This window comes from Rhodococcus sp. NPDC006774 (assembly GCF_040636045.1).
Classification (GTDB): Bacteria; Actinomycetota; Actinomycetes; order Mycobacteriales; family Mycobacteriaceae; genus Rhodococcoides.
In genome coordinates this window covers 96,984-118,580 of the sequence record NZ_JBEYIW010000004.1, presented here as the reverse complement: position 1 = coordinate 118,580, position 21,597 = coordinate 96,984, and the positions used below count along the sequence as shown (strand labels likewise).

12 protein-coding genes and 1 pseudogene are annotated in these 21,597 nt (G+C 64.1%); 8 read left to right on the top strand and 5 right to left on the bottom strand.

Going from position 1 to position 21,597, the window contains the following annotated elements; translation table 11 throughout:
- Positions 1 to 210: 210 nt before the first annotated feature.
- Both ABZ677_RS07870 and ABZ677_RS07865 read right to left on the bottom strand, forming a co-directional pair.
- A complete protein-coding gene (locus ABZ677_RS07870) occupies positions 211 to 1,392 on the bottom strand; it encodes a lipase family protein (RefSeq protein ID WP_358368080.1) in 1,182 nt (393 codons plus the stop codon).
- A 654-nt stretch (positions 1,393 to 2,046) separates the two neighbouring features.
- Positions 2,047 to 2,369, bottom strand: a pseudogene (locus ABZ677_RS07865) (DDE-type integrase/transposase/recombinase); the annotation flags it as partial.
- Between the two features lie 313 nt (positions 2,370 to 2,682).
- Between ABZ677_RS07865 and ABZ677_RS07860 the strand changes: the two are divergent.
- Positions 2,683 to 3,969, top strand: a complete 1,287-nt coding sequence (locus ABZ677_RS07860) for an LssY C-terminal domain-containing protein (RefSeq protein WP_358368077.1) — start codon at positions 2,683 to 2,685, stop codon at positions 3,967 to 3,969.
- Positions 3,966 to 4,658, top strand: coding sequence for a DUF998 domain-containing protein (locus ABZ677_RS07855; protein WP_358368074.1), 693 nt, complete (start codon positions 3,966 to 3,968; stop codon positions 4,656 to 4,658). Before ABZ677_RS07860 ends, ABZ677_RS07855 begins: the two co-directional genes overlap by 4 nt.
- Here the strand turns inward: ABZ677_RS07855 and ABZ677_RS07850 are convergent.
- Positions 4,609 to 5,445 (bottom strand): hypothetical protein, encoded by an 837-nt coding sequence (locus ABZ677_RS07850; RefSeq protein ID WP_358368071.1) that lies wholly within the window; start codon positions 5,443 to 5,445, stop codon positions 4,609 to 4,611. The two genes, ABZ677_RS07855 and ABZ677_RS07850, sit on opposite strands and share 50 nt — an antisense overlap.
- A 312-nt stretch (positions 5,446 to 5,757) precedes the next feature.
- Here ABZ677_RS07850 and lysX point away from each other — a divergent pair, with 312 nt between their 5' ends.
- From lysX to ABZ677_RS07835, 3 genes are read left to right on the top strand one after another with little or no spacing between them, the layout of a single operon-like run.
- Positions 5,758 to 9,099: a bifunctional lysylphosphatidylglycerol synthetase/lysine--tRNA ligase LysX gene (gene lysX, locus ABZ677_RS07845; RefSeq protein WP_358368069.1), complete on the top strand. Its 3,342-nt coding sequence runs from the start codon at positions 5,758 to 5,760 to the stop codon at positions 9,097 to 9,099.
- 3 nt (positions 9,100 to 9,102) lie between these two features.
- On the top strand, positions 9,103 to 10,539 hold the full coding sequence (locus ABZ677_RS07840; protein WP_358368066.1) for a basic amino acid/polyamine antiporter: 1,437 nt from the start codon (positions 9,103 to 9,105) through the stop codon (positions 10,537 to 10,539).
- A 50-nt stretch (positions 10,540 to 10,589) separates the two neighbouring features.
- Positions 10,590 to 13,022 carry a phosphoketolase family protein gene (locus tag ABZ677_RS07835; RefSeq protein WP_052047823.1) on the top strand — a complete coding sequence of 811 codons (2,433 nt, stop codon included), beginning with the start codon at positions 10,590 to 10,592 and terminating at the stop codon, positions 13,020 to 13,022.
- Between the two features lie 84 nt (positions 13,023 to 13,106).
- On the opposite strand, the gene ABZ677_RS07830 is transcribed toward ABZ677_RS07835, so the two are convergent.
- Together ABZ677_RS07830 and ABZ677_RS07825 are read right to left on the bottom strand one after the other, a co-directional pair.
- Entirely contained in the window at positions 13,107 to 14,300 is a 1,194-nt protein-coding gene (locus tag ABZ677_RS07830) for a PrsW family intramembrane metalloprotease (protein WP_052047822.1), read from the bottom strand.
- Positions 14,297 to 14,923 (bottom strand): hypothetical protein, encoded by a 627-nt coding sequence (locus ABZ677_RS07825; protein WP_358368061.1) that lies wholly within the window; start codon positions 14,921 to 14,923, stop codon positions 14,297 to 14,299. The genes ABZ677_RS07830 and ABZ677_RS07825 overlap by 4 nt, the downstream gene beginning before the upstream one ends.
- Positions 14,924 to 15,556: 633 nt before the next feature.
- On the opposite strand from ABZ677_RS07825, the gene ABZ677_RS07820 reads away from it, so the two are divergent.
- From ABZ677_RS07820 to narJ, 3 genes are read left to right on the top strand one after another with little or no spacing between them, the layout of a single operon-like run.
- Positions 15,557 to 19,285: a nitrate reductase subunit alpha gene (locus ABZ677_RS07820; protein WP_358368058.1), complete on the top strand. Its 3,729-nt coding sequence runs from the start codon at positions 15,557 to 15,559 to the stop codon at positions 19,283 to 19,285.
- A complete protein-coding gene (narH, locus tag ABZ677_RS07815) occupies positions 19,285 to 20,949 on the top strand; it encodes a nitrate reductase subunit beta (RefSeq protein ID WP_094633306.1) in 1,665 nt (554 codons plus the stop codon). Before ABZ677_RS07820 ends, narH begins: the two co-directional genes overlap by 1 nt.
- Complete coding sequence (gene narJ / locus ABZ677_RS07810; RefSeq protein WP_094633307.1) at positions 20,946 to 21,593, top strand: nitrate reductase molybdenum cofactor assembly chaperone; 648 nt, start codon at positions 20,946 to 20,948, stop codon at positions 21,591 to 21,593. The genes narH and narJ overlap by 4 nt, the downstream gene beginning before the upstream one ends.
- Positions 21,594 to 21,597 lie beyond the last annotated feature (4 nt).

The window sequence follows — 21,597 nt, the reverse complement described above, 5'->3', positions numbered from 1 at the left end:
GGGCCATGACAGATGTCATGTCCTGGCAGTGTGACCATCGGGTGGGTGGCCCGAGACCAACGTCGAGTTCGTCGCACATCGCGGTGCTGTCAGTTGGCTATGTGCAAGCTGGATCCACTTCTAGGGACTTGAAATCCGCACAGTGTCGGTTCGAGTCCGACTGGGGGCACCGTATTTTCTCTGGTCACAGCGCTATATCGCTTCGGTGAGTTAACCCGAACCGTTCACCGCGAATTGCTGTGCAGTCCAACGCAACACGAATGGCAGTCCAGTCATGGCACCGATGAAGTGATCGCCTGCCACGGGCTCGTAATGCACGTCGGCCCCCTTGCTGCGCCACTGCTCGATCAGGGCAGACACGCCGGCCTCGGGGATGAAGCGATCGCCGATCCACTTGCTCGCGGAACCATGGAAGAGCGCGACCGGCACCGTCGGCGCGTCGGCGCCCGGACGGTTCGCGGCGATCACCCGCCGCGCGATGTCGGAGTCGAACGGGTCGGGCTCGGACGCGAAATCCTCGATTCGCATGCGTGCCAACCCGCCCAAAGCCAGGGGGAGGACGGACATGTCCTTCACCCACGACGCCAACAGCAGCGCCTTTGGGCCGAACAACTCCACCATCTCGGGGTGCTCACGCGCGAGACCCATGCTCGCCGCGCCCAGCAGGCCGGCCGCGACGGTGCCGTTCATGGTGTCCAACAGCATCGAGAAGTCGGTGGGCGTTCCGCCGGCGACGGCACCCACCAACCTCACGTCCGGCGCGTACCTCGGCTGCAGTTGCGCCGTCCACGTGGTGGCGATCGCGCCGCCGCTGTAGCCGTAGGCCACCACTGGGCTGTCGGCGAGCTCCGGGGCGACGACCGTCATCCCGCGTAGCGAGTCCAGGACGGCATGCCCGGCCATCGTGCCTTCGGAGTACGACATCCGCGGGCCCTGGTGATCGGCGACGAGGACGGCATATCCGCGAGCGAGCCAGAGCGGCATCACCGGCGGGAGATCGGCACCGACACCGTGCACGAGCCGGTACGACGGCGTGCTCTTGGCTCCGAGGGAATCGATGGCCACGTTGTGGGCGACGACGGGCCGCGGTCCGCGCCCGGTCCACGGCCGCCTCGGGATCAGCAGCGAGGCGGTGACACCGGCGGGGAGACCCCGCGCGTCGGTCGATCGCACCATGAACTGATGCAGGGCGGTTCGCGGCCGGGGCACCAGACCGCGGGTCGTGCGCTGCCGGATCACCGCACCGGGTGCTAGGTCTTCGATGCCGGGAGGGGTGAGGAAGAAGGCGTCGTTGTCGATCGGGGTCGGAAGGATCGAGGCATGGGGATCGTCCGGAGGCTGCAGAGGCAGTCGTCGAGTCAATACGCGATCGAGCACACCGAACAGAGTCATGATCCCCCGACATTCTTCCCGAGCCGTATCCATCCCCGCGGTCACCGTACACCGCGAGGCGATCGGTGAACGCAATAATGGAGACGTCCCCGCGGTCCACCCCTCACTGTGGTTGAACCGAAATGCTTTTCGAAGAATTCATCATGCCCGCTCTGCGGCGTCCACCCCCCTCGGCGCATCACACCGAGAGCGGGCAGCTCAGGCCATTCGAGGAACGACTGTGCCGGGACTCTGGTCGACGAGGGTATCGAATTGACCGCCCCTCGATGCAGCAGCGAACTCCCTACCTGCTCATCAGTCCGTGCTCGTCGTCATTGCCTGCGGCGAAATGTACGAAGCCCGGTCAGGATTGCTGCCGCAGCAAACAAACAAGTAGCCACCGATGACCAGACCGAAAACTCACCGTCCTGAGTTCGAGTCACCGAGACAACGGCCCACAGCAACGCCAGCCCCGACCAGAAGAAGACCCACCTCGTCCCGCTCGGAAAGTTCACCGTCGACTCCTCGCATTCGGGACTGCCCCTACGTCGGTTGCCTCGTGGGGTCGAATGATTCGGCCCGCGTGTGCGGTCCGGTTGATTGTCTCGAACTCGACGGTAGGCCACCTCTGCGGTGAGCGGCACATCGGGCGCGCGGGTCGACCATCGCCGGGGCGAGGATGTTTTTCTGCAGCAGAGCGAAGTAGGACTCCATAGGGCGTTGTCACCACACGCCCCGACCCGGCCCATGGAACCTCGTAATCCGTTGCGCAAGAGAGCATGCACCGAATTCCTGGACCGGAATTGGCTACCGCGATCCGAGTGGGCGTTCGTCCTCACCGAGCGTCGTTGCGCCACAGCATTATTCAACGTGGACACCGCCGACGGGGCCTTCATTCGGAAGTGACTCGAGTAGCGGACGATCCTGTTGGGCCACATGTCCTCGATCGTGCGCAGGTACAGCTTGCCGTCGTCCGTGCGGTGTCCGGTGATGTCGGTCGGCCGCAGATCTCGCCCGCCGTCGCGAAGCGAATCGCGAGCGCCAGGCAAGCATCCCGCTTCGAGGCAAACGCGTGGGACCTGTGTGGGCGCTTCACCAGTTGGTCCCAATCGAAAGCTCACGTGACCTCGCCGGCGCATTCGTCGTCGATGCCGCCGACACCCGTACCGAAGCTGGTCACGATGGGCCGACGAGTCGGCCGGCTGTTCCGTTGTGTGACAGCGCGTATGCGAACTGACCACACCGCTGGGGTCTTGGGCCGATTCGAGTAATCGGTCTTACTTGTGGTGGGGCTTCGTGCAGAATCGGTATATGTCGATCGACCGATCGCAGGATCGTGAGCTCTCGCTCGTCGGTGTCGTGGATTGGGCGTTTTTCGCCTATTCGGGTGTGGCGGCAATCTGGTTGGCCTATGTCCTGCTGCGCGACGGCGTGGTCGGTGGCTGGCAACTACCGCTGCTCGTGGTCTTCTGGCTCTTCGTCACCTACCTCGTACTTCCTCGGCTGCATGGCATCCTCACCAGCGTCTACGTGCCGAACTATTTCATCGGACGCGCGCGCACCAGCGATGGGCTGCTGGGCGACCCCGTCAACCTCGGATTGCTGGGCGACGAAGCACAGATTCAAGAGGCTTTCGATGCCGCCGGGTGGACGCGCGCCGACGATCTCGGCCTCGGCACCTCGTGGCGACTGGTGCGTCGGATCGCGTCGAGGCGCAGTTACCCGCAGGCACCGGTGAGTCCGTTGTATCTCTTCGGTCGACAGCAGGATTTCGCCTATCAGCGCGAGGTGGCAGGCAGTCCTTCGAAGCGACACCACCTGCGACTGTGGCGATGCCCGCCGGGATGGTTGCTACCGGGTGGCTTCCCGGTGCACTGGCTGGGTGCCGCGACGTACGACCGACGAGTAGGACTGTCGCTCTTCACATTGCAGGTGACGCACAAGATCGAGGAGGACATCGACGTCGAACGCGACTTCGTCGTGGGTACCCTCACGGAGGCTGCGCCGGCGGTGACGGTGCGGACGCTCGAGCGCTTTGCTTCGGGCTATCACACCCGGAACGGGGGAGGCGATCGCATCCTCACCGACGGCGATCTGCCGATCCTCGATCTGAGCGCCGTCACGACATCGTCGATCCAGCACGATGCCCCGACAGACAGCCGGGACCGCCGTCCCGCGATGATCATGCTCGGATCGAGCTTGGCACTGCTCAGGGGAGCCTGCTACCTCACACTGGCACTGCTGCTGCTCACGGCTCCGGACCTGCTTGTCCGGCTGGGAAGCCGCGACGTGGTGGATCTGACGAACACGGTCACCGTAGGGACGGTGGTGGCCGTGCTTGTCTCGTTGACGGTGATCGATGTCTTCCTCGCCCTGCGGGTCATGTCCGGCTATCAGTGGGCCCGACTCGGCCTGATGTCCGCGTGTGCCCTGACGTCGTTGGTGGGTTTTGCGTCCACTCTGGGGAACCGGGCTCCGCTCGGTATCGGTGATCTTCCGGCCATCGGCGGGAGTATCCTTGTGCTGCTTGCGCTTTCGAGTCCACGTTCGCGGGAATGGTCGAGTCGGCGCAGCCGAAGTGATCGGATCGACTCGTGACCGACATTCGTTCGCGAGTCCTGATCGGGATCGGTCTGGTGGCCGCGTTTCTCTACGCCAACTTCCTGATCGATTGGGTGCTGCGTGACTTCCGTGGCCTGGGTGAGGTCGTCAGCGAATTGCAGGCCCCGGGGGAGCCGAACGCAGAGTTGTTGCGCGTCACCGACGTCGTGTGTGCCGTGCTTGTGGTCGCGCTACTGCCGCCGGTGAGGTCGGCGCTGCCCTCGGGGTGGTGGCGTGAGGTCGCTGTCTGGGCGACGGTGGTCTTTGCGCTCGGAGCAATCGCAGCCGCCGTGGTGTCGGCCCCGTGCGGCCCGAGCGTCACGTGTTCGTCACCGTCCGACCAGCTTCAGTTGCAGATTCACGATGGCGCAAGCCTGCTCTCCAACGTTGCACTGTTCACCGGTGTCGCTGCGGTCTGGTTCGCGACACGTACCACCGGTCCTCGATGGTTGAAAAGGTTCGCGTGGTGGACTTTCTGGATTGTCGGAGTGGTCGCCAGTCTCGTCTTCGGGTATTTCGACAGTGCCACCGAGCCGTCATCGGCTGTGGGTGTGTCCCAGCGCATTCACATCGTCGGCATCAGCGCCTGGATCGTCTGCCTCGGGGTGGTCGCGGAGCGGGGCCGACAGCAGGCGCTCACGTCGTGGGTGCCTCTTCCTCGATTTCACCATGACGAGCGAGGCTGACCGCTCCGGCGACAGCCAGGACAAAACCGATCGCAGCAACGATTCCCCATCCCGGCCGTGGTGCATCGCCCAGCAGAGTGAGACCGACGATCGCAGGCGCGATGGTCTCGCCCACGACGACGGGGGCCGTCGCCTGCGTCACGGTGCCACGCTGCAGTGCCACCGAGTAGGTCAGAAGCGCGGTCACTCCGCCCAGCACCAACGCCCAGGTGGCGGGGCTGGCGGGGATGGCCGCGAGGTCGTCGGGCAGCATCCGCGCTGCCACTGCCGTTGCCCCGAAAGCCAGGCCGGCCACGGCACCCATAGCCGTCGCGCCTGCGGCACCGTTGAGCCGCCCTGCGGGGATGGCAAGCACCACGAGCACGACGGTGGCGATGAGGACCCCCCAGGTCTCGGCCGCCGATACGGCGACCTCGGCGTCCTCGGCCGCCGAGGACCCGACGAGGACGAGGCCGATGACGACGACCGCGATACCCACCTTGTCTCGGCGCGAGAGGGGCATTTTCAGGAAGATCGCGCCCAGGACGGCGGTGATGGCGAGGAAGCTCGCCACGATGGACTGGACGACGAACAGCGGGAGGGAACGGACGGCGACGAGACCGAGCAGGAACCCGAGGCCGTCGAGGCCCACTCCGAGCAGATACTTCCACGATCTCAGGAGCCGGACGAGCAACCGCGGATCGAGTCCCTCGACCTGGGCTGTGCCGCGTGCCGCGGCTGCCTGCAGGATCGACCCGACTCCGTAGCAAATGGCGGCGACAACAGCAGTGGTGAGACCGAGGGTCATAGGGACAGTCTGCCGCATTCGCAATCAGGTTGTCGCCGTTCGGCTCTGGCGGTTTCATTTCGGCACCGCAGCTTAACGCGGTGCAATTATCGGAGTCCGCTTACATTGTTCGGCAAAACAGGCATTGTGAATCTTTTCGCTTTCCGCATCATGACGACGTCCACATTCGGATACGCTCGATTCGGCGGTCGCCCAACATGATCCGACGGCCGACGTGCAGGGGAACCTTGCCCGCGCGAGCATCTTCAAATGGCATGTCCGGAAAAGAATTGCCGCCCAGGGGGCGGCTCGTTCGCGGGAGGTATCCCTTTCATGACTGTGGAGCAAAAAGAGGAACGCGGTGCAATCCAGCCTCAGCGGCCATCCCCCGACCGTTGGCCCGACCTGTTTGCCGCGGCTGCTTTTCTTTTCGCGACCTTCGTCCTGGTGATCACGCTGGTACCGCCGTGGTATCGCTACTTCGCGGCGGACGACGACATCGTGTCGCTCTTGCTGGTGCCCGTGTACCCGGGACTCGTCTACGCCGCGCTGCTGTACGTGATGGGCGTGGCCCTACGGCGACGACTTCGACCTGCCCTCGTGCTCCTGATCGCGTGGTGGTTCGTCATCCCGAGCATCGGTCGGGTCTGGAACATCGTCGACGGCGAACACGTGGTGCCGAACATCCTCGGAGTGCTCGTCAGCCTCGCGCTGGTGGTACTGGCGTGGCGGGTACGGGAACAGTTCGTGGCTCGTCGCGTGCCGGGGAGCCTGCGCCGAGCCCTTGCGGTCTTCCTCGGCGGTGGCGTCGTGATGCTGCTGCTCGGCTCGGTATTGGTACGGGCGTTCGGCACTGCCGACGGCATCGGCAGTGCCGCAACATACGTCCTGTCGACGATGTTCGCCGATGTCGGGCGTTCCGGAACGGATCTCGTCTCGGGAGTCAGCGCGCCCATTTGGGTACGCGCCATCGTGGGGTTCGTCGGGGCGGTCGTGGTCATGGGTGCCGCAGGAATTTTCTTCGGTGCACCGCGCAAGATCACGACTCCCGAGGCGATCGACGAAGCCATCGTGCGCGGAATGCTGCGGGACCACGGTGACGAGGACTCGCTCGGCTACTTCGCGACGCGTCGCGACAAGGGTGTCGTATGGGACTCCGGCGACGCCGGAACGGCGCACGCCGGTATTTCCTACCGTGCGATCGGTTCGGTATGCCTGGCGAGCGGAAACCCGGTCGGCGCCAGAGAGTACTGGCCCGGAGCCATCGAGGCCTGGCGACGGTGGTCTCGTGAACAGGGCCTGTCCCTCGCGGTGATGGGGGCTGGCCACAGCGGAGCCGAGGCCTACGCCGAAGCAGGCCTGACGATGCTCGACATCGGCGACGAGGCGATCGTGGACATGGCGACGTTCTCGTTGAACGCCCCGGGGATGAAGGAGGTGCGGCGGTCGGTCGATCGACTGCAGCGGCGTGGGTACACCGCCACTGTTCTGCGGCACTCGGCGCTGAGCGCCGATGACTTCAAGGCGCTCGCGGACGCAGCAGAGCACTGGCGCGGAGACGGTGGCGACGAGCGTGGGTTCTCGATGGCACTGGGCCGACTTGCGGATCCGCTCGACGGCGACTGCGTCCTGGTGCGGGCGAACGACGAGACCGGACGGTTGCGAGGGTTCCTGAGCTTCGTCCCGTGGGGCAGGACCGGTCTGTCTCTGGACCTGATGCGTCGAGACCCCACGGCCGACAACGGACTCGTCGAGTTCCTCGTCGGCGCCCTCGCGGCGCAGGCCTCGCGCATCGGCGTCGGCCCGGTCTCGCTCAACTTCGCGATGTTCCGCGAAGCGTTCGAGCGTGGTGCTCAGGTCGGGGCAGGGCCGGTCGCTCGGGTCTGGCGGCAGGGCCTGCTGCTCGCGAGCAAGACATGGCAGCTCGAGTCGTTGTACCGATCGAATGCGAAGTACCTACCGGACTGGCAGCCGCGCTACATGGGCTACGAGTACGCCTCCGACCTGCCACGAGTGGGCACAGCCGCCGGTAGCGCAGAGGGCTTTCTGACGGTTCCCTCGATCAACCTGTTGCGCCGCCGAGGCCGCGGGGACGACGGTCTCGCCACTGGACACGAGGAGTACGCCGAGCAGGTCCGGACGCTGATTCCCCCGGCGCGGGACGTGGTCGCCGAGGCCCTGTCGATCGACCGTCTGCCGGATCAGATGCGGGTGCGACGGCTCAAGCTCGACCGACTCCGCGAGGAGGGTGTCGACCCCTATCCGGCCACAGCGCCACGGACTCACACGCTGGCGCAGGTCAGGGACGAGGCGGGCGAGCTGCCTGTCGACACCGAGACCGGCACGGTCGTCTCCGTCGTCGGACGGGTCGTACTCAAGCGCGACATGGGAAGCGTCGCGTTCGCCACCTTGCGGGACGGCAGCGGCGACCTGCAGGTCATGGTCGACGTGCAGCACCTGGGGGCGAGCGACCTGCACTTCTGGGAGCATTCCGTGGACCTTGGTGACCAGGTCGGGATCACGGGTGAGGTCGTGACCACCCACAAGGGAGAGCTGAGCGTGCGGGCGACCTCGGTCATGATGACCAGCAAGTCTCTGCGCCCACTTCCTGACAAGCACAAGGGCCTCATCGATCCCGAGGCCAGGATTCGCATGCGGTACGTGGACCTGATCGTTCGACCGGAAGCCCGAACGGTGGCCTACCAGCGCGCGACGGTGGTGCGCAGTATTCGGGACTCACTGCAGAGTCGGGGATTCACCGAGGTCGAGACGCCCATTCTGCAGACCGTGCACGGTGGGGCGAACGCACGTCCTTTCGAGACGCACATCAATGCCTACGACATGGATCTCTATCTGCGTATCGCCACGGAGCTTCACCTCAAGCGGCTGCTGGTCGGAGGGATGGAGAAGGTCTTCGAGGTGGGTCGGCAGTTCCGTAACGAAGGAGCGGACTTCAAGCACAACCCCGAGTTCACGTCCCTCGAGGTCTACGAGACCTACGGCGACTACAACACCATGCGCATGCTGACGCAACAGCTGATTCAGGAGGCTGCGATCGCCGTCCATGGTGAGCCGATCGCTCGGCGTGCGGACCGTGACGGCAAGATCGTCGAGTACGACCTCTCCGGCAACTGGCCGGTCAAGACGATGTGCCAGGCCGTGTCCGAGGCGCTCGGTGAGGAGATCACGGCCGATACCCCCAAAGCGGAGCTGCTTCGCCACGCCGAGAAGGTCGGTGCCGAGCTGGTCGAGGACCCGACGTGGGGAGCGGCGCTCGAAGGCATCTACGAGGAGCTCTGCGAGGGGCAGACTACGACGCCCGTGTTCTACACGGACTTCCCGAAGGAGAACGCTCCGCTCACCAGGCCGCACCGCGGCGACGGACGGCTCGCCGAGAAGTGGGACCTGGTGATCTTCGGTGCCGAGCAGGGCACCGCGTACTCCGAATTGGTGGACCCGGTCGACCAGCGCGAGCGTCTCGTCACCCAGTCGTTGCTGGCCGCGGCCGGGGACGCGGAGGCGATGCAGGTGGACGAGGATTTCCTGGAGGCGTTGGAGTACGGCATGCCGCCGACCGGCGGAATGGGACTCGGCGTCGACAGGCTCGTCATGAACCTGACCGGCCTCAGCATTCGTGACACGATCCTGTTCCCCATCGTTCGCCAGCAGCACTGACCCATGACGGGTACCGCGGAACAGGCGGACCGCAAGGTCAACGTGACCACGTTGACCGCGATGGTCGTCGGGTCGATGGTCGGTGGCGGGATCTTCACCCTCCCGGGTGGTTTCGGCTCCGCCACCGGTGTGGTCGGGTCCCTCATCGCATGGGCCATCGCCGGATCCGGAATGCTCATGCTCGGACTGGTGTTCCAGTCGCTCGCCCTGCGGAAACCGGACCTCGACAGCGGAATCTACGTCTACGCCCAAGAGGGTTTCGGGAACTATGCAGGCTTCAACGCCGCGTGGGGATACTGGGCCAGCAACATCGTCGGAAACGTGTTCTTCCTGACGTTCGCCATGGCGAGCATCGGAGCTTTCCTCCCTGGTCTCGGAGCCGGAAACACGGTGCTCGCGGTGATCTGCGCGTCAGTGATCATCTGGGTCGTTCACCTGCTCATCGTCCGGGGGATCCGTCAGGCAGCGATCATCAACAGGATCGTGACAGCGGCCAAGCTGCTGCCGATCGCCGTCTTCGTCGTGATCTGCGTGGTGGCCTTCGACCCCAGCGTGTTCGCCCAGAACTTCTGGGGCCGTGACACGGGGGAGAGCCTGTTCACGCAGGTCACCGACACCATGCTCCTGACCACCTTCGTCTTCCTCGGCATCGAGGGGGCGAGCGTGTATTCACGGATCGCCCAGAAGCGCGCCGATATCGGCCGTGCAACCCTGGTGGGCCTGCTCAGTACGCTCGCACTCTTCGGCTCGGTGACGACGGTGTCGTACGGCGTGCTTCCCCGCACGGACCTGGCCGACGCCGCGGCCCCGTCGATGGGCGTCGTACTCGAAGAGGTCGTCGGGCCCTGGGGCGGGACGCTGATCGATCTGGGGGTCGTGATCTCGGTGTTGGGTGCGTACCTCGCGTGGACACTACTCAACGCCGAGGTCATGTTCATGCCCGCGAGAACCGGGATCCTGCCCAAACGGCTCGCCCGAGAGAACGCCGGTGGAACACCGGTGGCAGCCCTGGTGCTCACGAACATCAGCGTGCAGATCTTCCTGCTGCTCGTTCTGGTCGTCGGTGACGCGTTGGACTTCATGCTCTCGCTGGACACGGCCCTGACTCTGATTCCCTACTTGCTGGCGGCGGCGTACGCGGTGAAGCTGACTCTCACTCGCGAGACCTACGGTCCGGGCGATGACACCGAGCGACACCGTCAAGTTGTCATCGGGATCCTGGCAGTCGTGTACTCCGTCTTCCTGCTGTACGCGGCAGGCGTGGAGTACGTGCTGCTCGGCTGCCTGGTGTACGCCCCGGGGACGCTGCTCTACGTCGTGGCTCGGCGCGAGCATTCGGGTCGGGTGTTCACCGGCCCGGAACGCATCGTGTGCGGGTTGCTCACGGGGGCAGCAATTCTCGCGCTCGTGCTGCTCGGTACGGGCGACATCACGGTCTGACGACAGGGAGAGTGCAATGTTCGACGAACACAGAGAATCGAGGAGCGACCATGGTCTCTGACAGCACAGTAGCGCTCGACGAAGCGGAGCTGACCGCTATCGATCGGTGGTGGCGGGCAGCGAACTACCTGTCGGTCGGACAGATATACCTCCTCGACAACCCGATGCTCGAGCGTGAGCTCGTTCCGGAGGATGTCAAGCCGCGCCTACTCGGTCACTGGGGGACCAGTCCCGGGCTGAATCTCGTGTACGCACATGTGAATCGGCTCATCCGCAACCGTGACGTCGATGCCATCTTCTTGGCCGGACCCGGGCACGGCGGGCCGGCTCTGGTGGCCAACGCGTACCTGGAAGGCACGTACAGCGAGGTCTACCCGCACATCGGGCAGGGTACCGACGGACTGCGAAAGCTCTTCCGGCAGTTCTCTTTTCCCGGCGGAATTCCCAGTCACGTGGCACCGGAGACGCCGGGCTCGATCCACGAGGGCGGTGAACTCGGGTACGTGCTCTCCCACGCCTACGGTGCGGCGATGGACAACCCCGACCTCGTTGTCGTCGCGGTGGTCGGTGACGGAGAGTTCGAGACCGGGCCGTTGGCCGCCTCGTGGCACAGCAACAAGTTCCTCGATCCGGTCCACGACGGGGCGGTGCTGCCGATCCTGCATCTGAACGGCTACAAGATCGCCAACCCGACCGTTCCGGCGCGCATTCACCGCGAGGAACTGGAGAGCCTGCTGCGGGGCTACGGCCACGAGGTGATCACCGTCGAGGGCGACGACCCGGCGCAGGTGCACCAGCAGATGGCCGAGGCCATGGACAGGGCTCACGATCTGATCACGGAAAATCAGCGCGCAGCGCGGGTGGACGGCGACCTCGAACGGCGTCCCGGTCCGATGATTCTGATGGTCACCCCCAAGGGGTGGACCGGTCCGAAGGTCGTCGACGGGCTGCCGGTGGAAGGTACGTGGCGGGCCCATCAGGTTCCACTGGCGGCGACTCGCGAGAACGACGAGCATCGCGCTCAGCTCGAGCAGTGGATGCGGTCGTACCGGGCCGAGGAGTTGTTCGGGACCGACGGGGTGTTGATCGAGTCGGTGCGGGCGCTCGCCCCGGTGGGGGACCGTCGGATGAGCGCCAACCCGCATGCCAACGGAGGCCTGCTGACCCGTCCCCTCCGGTTGCCGGATTTTCGTGACCGAGCCGTCGAGGTCAGCGAACCTGGAGGGTCGATCCACGAGCCGACGCGGGTCCTGGGTGAATACCTGATCGACGTGGTGCGGGACAACCCCACGAACTTCAGAATCTTCGGCCCGGACGAGACTGCATCGAACCGGCTCAACCCGGTGTACGAGGTCACCGACAAGGTCTTCGCCGGCACCATCGTGGACACCGACGAGCACCTGGCGCGATCGGGACGCGTGGTGGAGATACTGTCGGAGCACACCTGCCAAGGGTGGGTCGAGGGTTACACCCTGACCGGACGGCACGGGCTCTTCAGCTGCTACGAGGCGTTCATCCACCTCGTCGACTCGATGTTCAACCAGCACGCGAAGTGGCTCAAGACCACCCGCGACATCCCGTGGCGACCACGGGTGCCCAGCTTGAACTATCTGCTGAGCTCACACGTGTGGCGTCAGGACCACAACGGATTCTCGCACCAGGATCCCGGCTTCATCGACCATGTGGTCAACAAGCGAGCGGAAGTCGTGCGGGTCTACCTGCCGCCGGATGCCAACACGTTGCTGTCCACCATGCAGCACTGCCTGGAAAGTCGGCACTACGTCAACGTCGTCGTGTCGGGCAAGCAGCCGTCGTTCGATTGGCTCACCGGGGACGAGGCCGATCTGCACTGCGCTCGGGGAGCAGGGATCTGGGAGTGGGCCTCCAACGACGAGGGACATCCGGACGTGGTGATCGCTGCCGCAGGCGATGTCCCCACCCTCGAGGCGCTCGCCGCCGTCAGCATCCTGCGGGAGGGTCTGCCGGACCTGAAAGTGCGGTTCGTGAACGTGGTGGATCTGATGCGGCTGCAGGACGAGACCGAGCATCCGCACGGGATGCCGCAACGCGAGTACGACAGCCTCTTCGGGGTGGACGTGCCGGTGATCTTCGCCTATCACGGCTACCCATGGCTGATTCATCGTCTGACCTACCGCCGAGCCAACAACGCCCATCTACACGTGCGTGGCTACAAGGAGGAGGGAACGACCACCACGCCCTTCGACATGGTCATGATGAACGACATGGACAGGTTCCATCTGGTCATCGACGTCATCGACCGCACTCCACGACTCGGCTCGAGGGCGGCGTCGCTTCGGCAGGAGATGGTCGACACCCGAAGGCGTGCGCGACAGTGGACCCGAGAGCACGGTGACGACCTGCCGGCCGTGCGGGACTGGCAGTGGACCACGCGTGGTCAATCGCCCGAGAAGGGCAATTCACCGTCGGTCACGGCTGCTGCTTCCACGAGCGCCGACTTCTGACTCGGATGCCGTAGGGCCGGGACACAAAAAAACCGGTACCGTCCGAAATGCATTTGGGCGGTACCGGTTTCACGTGGTTCTCGGTCAGCCGGCCTTGGCGCGTAGGCGCTCGACTTCCGAGCGAGAGTGACGTACGGCCTCGGTGTCGGCTCCCTTGTCGTGGGCAAGGTCGTGGGCGAGGTCGAGAATCGCGCGCCGAAGGTGCTTGCGTGCTCGACGGGACTTGTGATGCGGCGCGGACTTGATGAAGGCCTTACGCGCCTTCTTCTCCAGAATGCCGTCGATCTCGGCGTCGGTTACGGTTCCCGCTTCGACCTCGGGGGCGAGGATGTCGCGGACGAACTGGTACTCCCGCGGCGCTGCCCGCCGGAACGCGATGGTCAGCACCGTGAAACCGAGCACGATGGAGGCGATCATGACGGGAATGGTCAGGATGCCACCCTGGCCGAGTCCGCCTGCGTCGTCCCAGGTGAAGTGCAGAAACATGCCCAACAACACGAAGGCCAGTCCGCGCCCGATCCGACGTGGCTGGGCCGCGGTGCCGATGAGGTAGATGACACCCGAGCAGACAAGGGCGCTGAAGAGCGGGTGCGAGGCGAAGCTGACCGCGATACGGGTGAACGACATCGACACGGCCTGACCGACCGGATCGGTACCGAATGCCCCAGCGGTGGAGTTGGCGGCATATTGGAAGTCCTCGAACACCGCGAACCCGAGTCCGATGAAAGCCCCGATGATCAGGCCGTCGTTCGCGGTTCTGATCAAGCGCGGGGCAAGGCCCATGAGTAGTACGAAACCGCAGAGTTTCGCAGCCTCCTCGGTGAACGGTGCCGCGGCACCCGCCGCCCAGTCTGCAACCCATTCCTGCCCGAACAACTTGGAATAGATGCCGAGCAACGCGTTGTTCGCGGGCAACGCGAATGCGAACGTAGCCGCAACACCACCCCACAGGAGCGCGGCGACGATCAGGCGGCCCGGCTGACGTTCCCACCGGTCGATGTGGCGGAACCAGGCGAACCACGCCAGACCACACAGACCGCAGAGGACCGCCGCTGCCACGAATCCGTCTGCGTAGAACCCGGCCGTCGGTTGGAAGAAGGACCACGTCTGGAAAGCGCCGAGTCCCATCAGGAGCACGTACACCCAGAACGAGAGGTTGTGAGGTTGTACGAATACGAAGCGCTCACCCCAACCCGAGACCTCGAGAGCCTCGGCTTGGCGTCGCCGGGCGTCGGGGCTCACGGCATGCGTCGCTGTGTTCGTTCCGGTCTCGCTCATGCGTTGTTCCCGTCTACGGTACGGATGCTCGCGATCATGGTTTGGATGCTGTCGTTGGCTGCCGTCATCTGAGAGGGAGGACCGTATGCGGCGATCTTGAGACCGGTGCCGTCGAGTACGAATGCTGCAACCACGCCGTCGCCGTTCACGCTGCTGTACGGCTGAGCGACCCCGGTCTCTCCGGTGAACGTCGTGAGGGTGGTGCGGTCCCCGTCGACCCGGAAGGTCGGGTCGTCGGTGCGGGAAGTGACTTTCTCGACCTGATCCAGAAGCTCGTCGGGTGTGCCGGCGAACGAGTCCGCCGAGATCTGGAAGGTCACGCCACTATCGGAGATGGTGGCGTCGCCGTGTCTGCGGCCGTCGTCGGTCACGCGGAAACCCTCTTCGACGGTCCAGCCGGTGGCCGGGGTGAAAATGATGTTCTCGGTGATCGCCAGTTGCTCTCCTGCGAGAACGGGGTCCTCCAAGCCGATTGCTGCATCGACACGCGGTATCACGAAGGTCATGATGACGAATACCGCGACAACGAAGAGTGCGGGTGGAAACGTCCTTCGATCGAGTCCGAGCACCCGATGCTCCGGCGGCACCCGGTGTTTGTGTGTCGCAGTGTGTATCAGTGTCACGGATACCCCTCGGCCCAGATCGTTGTTCGAGTTTTCACGGACCTTGTGGTCGATGAAGTCCAGAAAATGTGCGGTGAACAGGCCAGCGCTCCGTCGCCGAGTGCAGTGCCCGTGGATTCACCGCCGACGAACGGACGTGCAGCGGTGATGGTCTCGATGTACGGATTTTATTGTGCGACCGAACGCCAGGGCCGTACCCGGCATCGCCGGTACGGCTCAGGACGCGGGCGCGTTCCCGTTGTCCGCGCTTCCGGTGAACAGCTCAGTGAGAAGGACAAGAAGGTTCGGTTCGAGTTCGCTGGACGAGAACATACGAAGGACTCCTCTGTTCGCGTGAGTGTGATGCAACCATTCCCTGGTTGCATCCATGCTTTATTGATATCAAGGCAAGTGCTCATTTGCCATAGCACTGCTCGAAAAAAAACCGAAAGTACATTTGGATACAAGAAACCAGAACATCGCCTTCGTTGTCAGGCTGAAATTGCCCACCATATTCGGGATGGGTGAGTCCAGTCCTGTTCCGGGACTGCGTTATTGCCGTGACAATGCGTAATACAATTAGGCAATCGGGTGCGGGCTCGAATTTCGGCAAAAGCCCGAGGCACAATCACCGTTCTTTGTACGGTGAACGGTATGGCCCGGCCAAACGATACTCACTCGAACGCCGTACAGGGGAATGCAGCCAAGGCTCTCCTCGACGTCGGTAAGTTCTTCACTCGCTGGGATGAGAGTGAAGACGGTCGTACGGTCTTTCGCGAGGGTGGCCGAGCGGGCGACGTGTTCTACCGCGACCGATGGAGTCACGACAAAATTGTTCGATCCACGCACGGCGTCAACTGCACCGGTTCCTGTTCGTGGAAGGTCTACGTCAAAGACGGCATCATCACCTGGGAAACGCAGGAGACCGATTATCCGTCGGTCGGGCCGGACAGTCCCGAATACGAGCCTCGTGGGTGCCCTCGTGGTGCTGCATTCTCTTGGTACACATACTCACCCACTCGTGTTCGGCATCCCTATGCCCGTGGGGTACTGGTGGAGATGTACCGGGCCGCGAAGGCACGTCTGGGCGATCCGGTGCTGGCCTGGGCCGACGTGGTCGGTGATCCACTGCGTCGAAAGTCGTATCAGCAGGCGCGTGGCAAGGGCGGTCTGGTACGCGTTTCTTGGGACGAGGCGACAGAGATCGCCGCTGCCGCGCACGTTCACACCATCAAGACGTACGGTCCGGATCGCTGTGCCGGATTCTCGCCGATCCCGGCGATGTCGATGGTCTCGCATTGCGTGGGCACCCGCTTCGTTCAGCTCATCGGCGGCGTGATGACCTCGTTCTACGACTGGTACGCCGACCTGCCGGTAGCCAGCCCGCAGGTCTTCGGAGACCAGACCGACGTTCCCGAATCCGGCGATTGGTGGGACGCCACCTACTTGATGATGTGGGGATCGAACGTTCCCGTCACGCGTACTCCTGATGCGCATTGGATGGCCGAAGTGCGTTACCGCGGAACCAAAGTCGTCACCGTGAGTCCCGACTACGCCGACAACAGCAAGTTCGCCGACGAATGGCTTCCGGCTCAGGCGGGTACCGACGGCGCGCTCGCGATGGCGATGGGACACGTCATCCTCACCGAGTTCTTCGCCCGGAGATCGGTGTCGTTCTTCGACGACTACATCAAGACCTACAGTGACCTTCCGTTTCTCATCCATCTCGACGAGCACGACGGTGCCTACGTGCCCGGAAAGTTCGTCACCGCAGACGAACTCGCGGCATTGCCCGACGGCGCTGCTGCCGAGGACGATGTCTGGAAGACGGTCGTACTCGACGAGGGAACCGGCGAACCCGTGGTGCCCAACGGATCTCTGGGGTTTCGGTTCTCGGCATCGGGAGAAGGTCGCTGGAATCTCGATCTCGGATCGATCACGCCCGTGCTCACCCTGCACGGGCGGAGCAGCACCGAGAACGTGGAAATACTGCTTCCTGCATTCGATGCCCCCGATGGTTCGGGCAGGGTATTGCGGCGCGGAGTCCCGGCGATCCGGGTCGACGGGGCTCTGGTCACCACGGTCTTCGACCTCATGTTCGCGCAGTACGGCGTAGCCAGAGACGGAGTACCGGGAGAATGGCCCACCGGCTACGACGACGTCAGCACGCCGTACACACCCGCCTGGCAGGCCGAGATCACCGGTGTGCCGGCCGAAGCCGCTGTCCGTGTGGCTCGCGAGTTCGCCACCAATGCCATCGATTCCGGCGGGCGCTCGATGATCATCATGGGTGCAGGCATCTGTCAGTGGTTCCACGGCGACGCCACGTACCGCGCCATACTGTCCCTGCTCATCCTCACCGGGTGCATGGGCCGCAACGGCGGAGGCTGGGCGCATTACGTGGGTCAGGAGAAGTGCCGTCCCATCACCGGGTGGATCTCTCTCGCCAATGCACTCGACTGGTCGCGGCCGCCGCGGACCATGACCGGTACGTCGTACTGGTACATGCACACCGACCAATGGCGAAACGACGGTTATTCGACGGCGTCGTTGGCTTCGCCGTTGTCGAAGAGCTCGATCACCCACGAACACACTGCCGACGCCATCGCGCAATCGGCGCGGATGGGTTGGATGCCGTTCTACCCGCAGTTCGACCGTAATCCGCTCGATCTCGCAGACGAGGTGAATGCTGCCGTGGAGACCGGGGATGCGTCCACGGTCGGCGGGTATGTTGCCGAGAAGTTGCACGACGGCGGCCTCACCGCCGCGATCACCGACGTCGACGCGCCCGAGAACTGGCCGCGCACACTGATTCTCTGGCGCTCGAACCTGATGGGCTCGTCGGCCAAGGGAAACGAGTACTTTCTGCGAAACCTGTTGGGCACCCACCACAACGTGCTGGGCACCGAGAACCCGAACACGCCGCGGCCGAACGACGTGAAGTGGCATGAGGAAGCACCCGAGGGCAAGCTCGATCTGATGGTGTCGGCCGATTTTCGAATGACGTCGACGACGCTGCTGTCCGACATCGTGTTTCCGGCTGCGACCTGGTACGAGAAGCACGACCTGTCGTCGACCGACATGCACCCGTTCGTGCATGCCTTCTCACCCGCGATCGACCCGCCGTGGGAGGCGAAGTCGGATTTCGATCTGTTCCACCTACTGGCCGACAAGCTCTCGTCTCTCGCGAAGACGCACCTCGGGGTGCGCCACGATCTCGTCAGCGTTCCGATGCAGCACGACACCCCCGGTGAGACGGCACAGCCGCACGGCAGGGTGACGGACTGGCAGGGTTCGCCCGATCCGGGGACGCCAGGCAAGAATCTTCCGAACTTCGTTGTGGTCGAACGCGATTACACGGCCATCGCGGACAAACTGGCAGCCGTCGGACCACTGGCGGACACGTTGGGTTTCGCGGTCAAGAATGTGACCTACGACGTGGCCGAGCAGAGTGCCCGACTGGCTGCGAGCAACGGCGTGATGCCGTCGGGTCCTGCCGAAGGGCGTCCGGCCATCGACACGGACGTCAAGATGGCCGAGGCAATTCTCGCCTATTCCGGTACGACGAACGGCGCGTTGGCGAAGGACGGTTTCGAGAAGCTGCAGAAGCGCGTCGGAAAGCGTCTCGACGATCTGGCAGCGGGCGCGGAGGACAAGCGCATCACCTTCGCCGACACCCAGCGTGGCCCAGTTCCCGTGCTCACCTCGCCGGAGTGGTCGGGGTCCGAGACCGGGGGTCGGCGTTACTCACCCTTCACCGTGAACATCGAGCGGCTCAAGCCCTTTCACACACTGACGGGACGAATGCATTTCTACCTCGATCACGACTGGATGATCGACATGGGTGAATCGCTGCCGATCTACCGACCACCTCTGGACATGCACCGGTTGTTCGGCGAGCCGAGGCTCGGCCCCGATGGCGCGCAACAGATCACCGTTCGATACCTCACTCCGCACTCGAAGTGGTCGATCCATTCCGAGTACCAGGACAACCTCTTCATGCTGTCGCTGTCCCGAGGCGGGCCGACGGCGTGGCTCAGTCCCGAGGACGCTGCCGCGATCGACGTGAAAGACAACGATTGGATCGAGTGTGTGAACGCCAACGGCGTCGTGGTCTGCCGTGCTGTCGTCAGCCACCGAATGCCGACCGGCGTCACGTATGTCCACCATGCTCAGGAACGAACCATCGATGTTCCCAAGTCGGAAGCCACCGGCCGTCGCGGCGGCATCCACAACTCCGCCACTCGGCTGCTGGTGAAGCCGACGCATCTCATCGGCGGATATGCCCAATTGTCCTACGCCTTCAACTATCTCGGTCCCGCAGGTAATCAACGCGACATGGTGGCCACCATTCGTAAACGTAGCCAGGAGGTGACCTACTGATGCGAGTCATGGCCCAAGTGGGCATGGTGATGAATCTGGACAAGTGCATCGGATGCCACACCTGTTCGGTGACATGCAAGCAGGCGTGGACCAACCGGGCCGGCACCGAATACGTGTGGTTCAACAACGTCGAGACCCGCCCCGGGCAGGGGTACCCACGACGCTACGAGGACCAGGAGAAGTGGCGCGGCGGTTGGCATCTGAACGCGAAAGGCAAACTGCGCCTGCGCACCGGCGGTCGACTGCAGAAACTGCTCACTCTGTTCGCCAGTCCCGTTCAACCCACGATCGCCGACTACTACGAGCCCTGGACCTACGACTACCAGACGCTCATCGATGCACCACTCGGTGACGACTTCCCCGTGGCCCGGCCGAAATCTCTGTTGACCGGCAAGGATACGAAGGTCAGCTGGTCTGCGAACTGGGACGACAACTTGGGCGGCGCCACGGAGTACGGCGACCTCGACCCGATCGTCGCCAAGCTCCGCAGCGAATCCGAGGAGGCCGTCAAGTTCAGCTTCGAGCAGACCTTCATGTTCTACCTGCCGCGAATCTGTGAACACTGCCTCAACCCGTCGTGCATGGCCTCGTGCCCGTCGGGCGCGATCTACAAGCGCAGCGAGGACGGAATCGTCCTCGTCGACCAGGACCAGTGTCGTGGCTGGCGGCAGTGCATCACCGGATGTCCCTACAAGAAGATCTATTTCAACCACAAGTCGGGCAAAGCCGAGAAATGCACGCTGTGTTACCCGCGACTCGAGGTCGGCCAACCGACGATCTGCTCCGAGACGTGCGTCGGTCGGCTTCGATATCTCGGAATCTTCTTGTACGACGCGGACGCGGTGACCGACGCGGCGTCGACACCGGACGAGAAGGACCTGTACGAGGCACAACTCGATCTGCTCCTCGACCCCGAGGATCCGAGTGTGATCGCGGCGGCGCGCGCCGACGGCATTCCCGACGACTGGATCGACGCGGCCCGACGTTCCCCGGTGTACGCGCTGGCCAAGAAATACAAGGTCGCGCTTCCGTTGCATCCGGAATATCGCACGATGCCGATGGTGTGGTACGTCCCACCGCTGTCGCCGATCGTCGATCTGCTGGCCGAGCAGGGACACGACGCCGAAGGATACGGCACGTTGTTCGGGGCGATCGAGGCGTTGCGCATCCCCGTCGAGTATCTGGCCGAACTGTTCACCGCAGGCGACACCGATGTCATCGACACCGTTCTCAAACGACTCGCCGCCATGCGCGCCTACATGCGCGATATCACCCTCGGTCGTGAGCCGAACGCCGACATCCCCGCTTCCGTTGGAATGTCGGAAGAGGAGATGTACGAGATGTACCGGCTCATGGCGATCGCCAAATACGAAGAGCGCTATGTCATTCCGACCGCGCACCATGAACAGGCCGCGAAACTCGACGAGATGGCCTGCTCACTGGACTACGAGGAAGGCCCCGGAATGTTCGAGTCCGGTGCCTTCGGTGAGGCCAGCGGTCGTCCGGCCCCGGTGTCGGTGGAGACCTTCCACGCTCTCAAACACCGGCAGACCTCCGATACCGCGGCGGGAGCCGACAGTCTGGCCGGTCGAGTCAACTTGCTGAACTGGGACGGAAACGGCGTGCCGTCGGGAATGTTCCCCAAGAGTTCGGAGACGCCGTGAGGTGGTTGCGGGGTCGACGAGAAGTCGACCAGCGGGTGATCTACCAGGCCGCAGCCTGGTGCCTGACGTACCCGGATTCCCAGCTGTTGGCCCGAATCGGTTTGCTACGAGAGGCGCTCGGTGAGCATCCCGACCGTACTGTCGCTGCGCCCCTGGAGCGTTTCGTCGACCACCTGGCGGGCTCGGATATCGACAAGCTGCAGCGCGAGTACGTCGACGTGTTCGATCTTTCGAGCAAACGCACGTTGTATCTGTCGTACTGGACGGACGGAGACACCCGCCGCCGCGGCTCGGTGCTCGGCGAGTTCAAACAGCGTTATCGCGACAGCGGCTATCTGGTCGATCTCCATGGGGAGCTACCCGACCATCTTCCGGTCGTGCTCGAATTCTGTGCTCGCGACCAGCCGGCCACGGCGGTGGAGCTGTTGACGGTCTACCGCGCAGCGCTGGAACTCATTCGGTTGGGCCTGGTCGATCTCGGCACCCCGTACGCCGACGTGATGACCGCGATCTGTGCCTGCCTTCCGGGGGAATCGCCGACGGATCGCCAGTCCGCGCTTGCCCTCCGGGCGACGATACCCATCGAAACGGTGGGCCTGGAGGCTTTCGATCCGCGTCTGCTACCCATCGCCGAGACGAGGTGACGAC